At 32.7% G+C, this 4,653-nt stretch carries 4 protein-coding genes and 11 tRNA genes; all 15 read right to left on the bottom strand.

The genetic code is table 11. The features are described 5' to 3' along the window. Window positions 1-475, bottom strand: a 475-nt coding sequence (pgmB, locus tag VJ881_11815; protein HKL76732.1) for a beta-phosphoglucomutase, incomplete at its 3' end; no start/stop codon positions are given. Beyond that, complete coding sequence (locus tag VJ881_11810) at window positions 468-1,067, bottom strand: 2'-5' RNA ligase (protein ID HKL76731.1); 600 nt, start codon at window positions 1,065-1,067, stop codon at window positions 468-470. The genes VJ881_11810 and pgmB, both read right to left, overlap by 8 nt. Window positions 1,068-1,142: 75 nt before the next feature. Beyond that, entirely contained in the window at window positions 1,143-2,399 is a 1,257-nt protein-coding gene (locus tag VJ881_11805; protein HKL76730.1) for a heme ABC transporter ATP-binding protein, read from the bottom strand. Between the two features lie 5 nt (window positions 2,400-2,404). Further along, a complete protein-coding gene (locus VJ881_11800) occupies window positions 2,405-3,436 on the bottom strand; it encodes an iron chelate uptake ABC transporter family permease subunit (GenBank protein HKL76729.1) in 1,032 nt (343 codons plus the stop codon). 81 nt (window positions 3,437-3,517) lie between these two features. Then, window positions 3,518-3,592, bottom strand: a tRNA-Gly gene (locus VJ881_11795). Between the two features lie 4 nt (window positions 3,593-3,596). Further along, window positions 3,597-3,681, bottom strand: a tRNA-Tyr gene (locus VJ881_11790). A gap of 65 nt (window positions 3,682-3,746) precedes the next feature. Next, window positions 3,747-3,822 (bottom strand) — tRNA-Ala (locus VJ881_11785). A 12-nt stretch (window positions 3,823-3,834) separates the two neighbouring features. Further along, window positions 3,835-3,911: transfer RNA gene (locus VJ881_11780), tRNA-Thr, on the bottom strand. Window positions 3,912-3,954: 43 nt separating this feature from the next. Next, window positions 3,955-4,031, bottom strand: a tRNA-Asp gene (locus VJ881_11775). Window positions 4,032-4,042: 11 nt separating this feature from the next. Beyond that, a tRNA-Val gene (locus VJ881_11770) sits at window positions 4,043-4,118 on the bottom strand. A gap of 1 nt (window position 4,119) precedes the next feature. Further along, window positions 4,120-4,195, bottom strand: a tRNA-Glu gene (locus VJ881_11765). Between the two features lie 13 nt (window positions 4,196-4,208). Beyond that, window positions 4,209-4,303: transfer RNA gene (locus VJ881_11760), tRNA-Ser, on the bottom strand. A gap of 13 nt (window positions 4,304-4,316) precedes the next feature. Next, window positions 4,317-4,393, bottom strand: a tRNA-Met gene (locus VJ881_11755). A 10-nt stretch (window positions 4,394-4,403) separates the two neighbouring features. Continuing rightward, a tRNA-Gly gene (locus tag VJ881_11750) sits at window positions 4,404-4,479 on the bottom strand. Between the two features lie 33 nt (window positions 4,480-4,512). Further along, window positions 4,513-4,589, bottom strand: a tRNA-Met gene (locus VJ881_11745). Window positions 4,590-4,653 lie beyond the last annotated feature (64 nt).

Raw genomic sequence — 4,653 nt, 5'->3', positions numbered from 1 at the left:
TTTGGGCAGTAAATAAAAACAAATCAGGTGCAGGTTTTGATTTTTTCACACTATTTCCATCAGCTATTAATTCAAAAAAATTATCTAATTCTAAACTTCTAATAACCTGTTTGGCGTTTCTACTAGCAGATGCAACCGCCAATTTATATTTTTTGTTTTTTAACTCTAAAAGTATTTGATATATTCCACTGATCATATCATTTTTATTTAAATCACCAATTATTTCCTGATAATAATCATTCTTTTTTTTCATGATTTCATCTTCTTTTTCTTTTGTAAAATCAACTTGTTTAACCTGAGCTATAGTTTTTACTGAGTCTCTTCTAGAAAGCCCACGTAATTTTTCATTCTCCTCCTCAGTAAAATCTATCCCCTCTTCTTTTAATGGCAATTTCCAGCTTTTATAATGATATTCTGCTGTATCAGTTACAACTCCATCTAAATCAAAAATAATAGCTTTTAATTCATTACTCATTTTTCTTTTCACCACCTGATAAATCATAACTTTTTAATACTCTTTCTTCTGGTTCGAGACTTGCCTGCCAAATTTCTAATTTATCTGCATAAGAATTAAAGGGAACTTTGAAATCTTGAAGTAAATATTGAATTTCAGAAAAATCTTTTTTAGAAATAGGATTAGTTGCAAAATTATTATTTATAATTGTAATATGAAAATCCCAATCTTCATAATTATCAATTGTAGAAATATTTTCCTCGACAAATTTATTATGTAATAATTTAGCTGATGATAAAAGAGAACCAGTATTTTTTACATCTAAAAGTAATAAATCATCACCTTCAGATACTTCAAAACAATCAATTTCTTCAATTTTGATTTTTATCGGCTCAATATTTGTAATTAAATCATTTAAAATCTTAACAGCCTGGTCCAATTTTTCCTTATTAATTCGATCAATAGTTACATGTAAAACTGGATAATTTTCACCTTTATATACTTCATAATGCTCAGCAATTAATTTTTGAACTCTATTAGCCAAACGAGATACTTTACCTTTAAGGGTTAATACAATGAAATATTCATCTTCTAAAGAGGCTGATTCTATCATCTTTATCGGCATCCTTTTTTATATATTTTTTGTTTAACATACCTGTTTTTATAATAGCACAACCAAAAAAATTATTCAATCTAGTAATTTGTTAAGATTTTTTATTATTTCTGAAGTATTTTTGTATATATGAGTATTGTTTTTATCTATTATTTTTTTCCAAAATTTTTGTGCTTTCCCATCTGTATAATCTCTATAAGAAAAATCTTTTTTAGCTTCTACTATTATATCTTTATCATTCATCTCAGAAACTGTTTTAAGATTACCCAGATTCCCGTGTCCAAATGGGGTATTAGTTACAATTATAATTTCTGCTTTTTCCATTTCTTCTTTATTTCTTCCAGAACTTATTTCTCCTACATAATCAAATGGAGGAATTTCCACAATTTTATAATTTAATTTGCGAGCAGTCTCCCAATCTCTATCACCTTGATTTAAAACTCCACAACTAATATTTGTATAACCTTCTTTATTTAATCTTTTAAAAAGTTCACTTCCAGAACCACCACCAGCTACAATATGAATTCTCTCCCCTTTAGGAGTATCCATAACCTGATAATTTCGAGGAACCAAAGTAACATAAGGTCTATCAGTAATATTATTTCTTTTTATTATAACTTCAGTATTATACACTTCTCTTATATTTTTCTCAGTAAGTACTTCTTCTGGACTACCTACAGCATAAATTTTACCTTGTGATAATAATATTAATTCATCACAATACTGACTTGCTAAATTCAAATCATGAGAAACTACAATTATAGTTAAAGATAGCTTTTGATTTAACTCAGAAATTAAATCAAAAATTTCACCCTGATAATTAATATCAAGACTTGAAGTTGGTTCATCAAGTAATAATAAATCAGGTTTTTGAGCAAGTGATCTTGCAATAATAACTCGCTGTCTTTCTCCTCCACTCAACTGATTTATTTTTTTATCTTCCAAATATTTAGTATCAGTAACTTCCATTACTTCGTTTACAATTTCACTATCTTTCTCATTAATTTTTCCCCATTTACCCTGATAAGGATTTCTACCCATCATAATAATATCATAAACTGTAAAATTAAAATCTACATTTGTATTTTGTGGTACTACAGCCATTTTTTTTGCAAGTTCTTTACTACTATATTGATTTAACAATTTTTGATCAAGATAAATAACTCCTTTATTTGGATTAAGAATTCTACTAATATTTTTAAGTAAAGTAGATTTTCCTGAACCATTTGGCCCAATTATACCAACGAAATCATTTTTTTCTAAATGATAGTCAATATCTTTAAGAACTTCTTCGTTTTTATATTTAAAACTTAAATTTTTAATATTTAACATATAAATCACCAACTACTATTCTTTTTCTTGCGTAAAAGATAAATAAAATAAGGACCACCTGCAAGTGAAGTAATTATTCCAACTGGAATTTCAAGTGGTGAAAGTAAAAATCTAGCTAAATCATCAGAAATCATCATAAAAATACCACCAAAAATTGCTGCAAATGGTAACAATTTTCGATGATCAGGTCCAACTAACATTCTAGTTATATGAGGAATTATAAGTCCTACAAATCCGATACTACCACTAACTGAGACTACAGCTGCTGTAATCATTGTTGCTGAAACTATTAAAATTAATTTTACTTTTTCTACATCAACACCTAAATATTGTGCATTTTCTTCACCTAGTAAAATTATATTTAAATCATTTAGAAAAAAACTAACTGGTAATAATCCAATAATATAATAAGGTAAAATCATTTTTATTTCATGCCAATTGCTGTTCGCAATAGAACCCATTAACCAATAAACAATTTGATGTAATTCATTTGATCCAATAACCATTAAAAAAGAAGTAAATGCATTTAAAACATAACCTACTGCTACCCCTGCTAATAAAAAAGTCATTACTGGAACTTTATTATTAACACGCGCTAAATTGTAAACAGCATATACTGTTAGTATTGCGCCTACAAAAGCCATAATAGGCAAAGTTCCTATACCCAAAATAGTAAAATTAATACCTAAAACTATAGCTAAAGTAACTCCAGTACCAGCCCCAGCTGAAATACCAACAATATATGGATCAGCCATTGGATTTCTAATTATTCCTTGAAAAATAACTCCTGCTATAGCCAGACCTGAACCAACCAGAAAACTCATAATTACTCTCGGTAATCTTATATTATTTACTATTATTCTTTGAGTTTCTAAATTATTTTGTTCAATCCCCAATAATATTTTAATTATATTATTAAAAGGTATATAGCTGGATCCAATTGATATTGAAAGAATAAAAACAATAAAAAGAGATATAATTGAAAAAATAATTATTTTCCAGAATCTTTTTTTATTAATATCTTCTTCATCTCTCATTTTATCACCTACTATTATCTATTTCAAAAAAATTAATAAACAAAAAAGACACCCTTCAGTAGGTGCCTGTAAATTTAAGAATGGAGCGGGAAACGGGATTTGAACCCGCGACATTCACGTTGGCAACGTGACGCTCTACCACTGAGCTATTCCCGCACAATGGTGGAGGGGAGAGGATTTGAACCTCTGTAGGCATCGCCGGCAGATTTACAGTCTGCTCCCTTTAGCCACTCGGGCACCCCTCCATTATATAATATCTGTTCCATATCCATTAGTATAATATAAGTATTATTTTTTAATAAAGTATTATTGGTGGAGATAAGGGGATTCGAACCCCTGACCTCTACACTGCCAGTGTAGCGCTCTCCCAACTGAGCTATATCCCCAAAAATCTTCTATGGAGCCGATGACCGGATTTGAACCGGTGACCTCTTCCTTACCATGGAAGCGCTGCTACCGTCTGAGCTACATCGGCACAATTAATTATTTGAGAAAAAATATATCTCCAAATAAAAAAATGGCGGAGGCGACGGGATTTGAACCCGCGGTCTCCGGCGTGACAGGCCGGCGCGTTGAACCACTTCGCTACGCCTCCGTTTTTTTAAATGGTGGGCGAAACAGGGCTCGAACCTGTGACCCCCTGCTTGTAAGGCAGGTGCTCTCCCAGCTGAGCTATTCGCCCATGGTACCCTCAAGGGGATTCGAACCCCTGTCGCCAGGATGAAAACCTGGTATCCTGGACCACTAGACGATGAGGGCAAAAAATTCATCATGGCGGAGAGAGAGGGATTCGAACCCTCGCTAGGGCGAAAATGCCCTACTACAGGTTTAGCAAACCCGCCCCTTCAGCCACTTGGGTACCTCTCCATGTAGATAATTATGGTGGGTCTAAGAGGACTCGAACCTCTGACACTGTGGGTATGAACCACATGCTCTAGCCAACTGAGCTATAGACCCATAATATAAATGGAGCGGGAAACGGGATTCGAACCCGCGACCCTCAGCTTGGAAGGCTGATGCTCTGCCAATTGAGCTATTCCCGCCTAAAATAAAATATTTAATGAACTAAAAAATTATGGTTGCGGGGGCCGGATTCGAACCGACGACCTTCAGGTTATGAGCCTGATGAGCTACCAGACTGCTCTACCCCGCGTTGAAAAATGGTGAGCCATGGAGGATTCGAACCTCCGGCAACCTGATTAAAAGTCAGGTGCTCT

This window comes from Halanaerobiales bacterium (genome assembly GCA_035270125.1).
Classification (GTDB): Bacteria; Bacillota; Halanaerobiia; order Halanaerobiales; family DATFIM01; genus DATFIM01.
This window is presented reverse-complemented; position numbering and strand designations above follow the sequence as displayed.

Excerpts from the sequence above, each read along its gene's own strand:
- VJ881_11810 (HKL76731.1), bottom strand. The coding sequence starts at position 1,067 with ATGATAGAATCAGCCTCTTTAGAAGATGAATATTTCATTGTATTAACC.
- VJ881_11805 (HKL76730.1), bottom strand. The coding sequence starts at position 2,399 with ATGTTAAATATTAAAAATTTAAGTTTTAAATATAAAAACGAAGAAGTT.
- VJ881_11800 (HKL76729.1), bottom strand. The coding sequence starts at position 3,436 with ATGAGAGATGAAGAAGATATTAATAAAAAAAGATTCTGGAAAATAATT.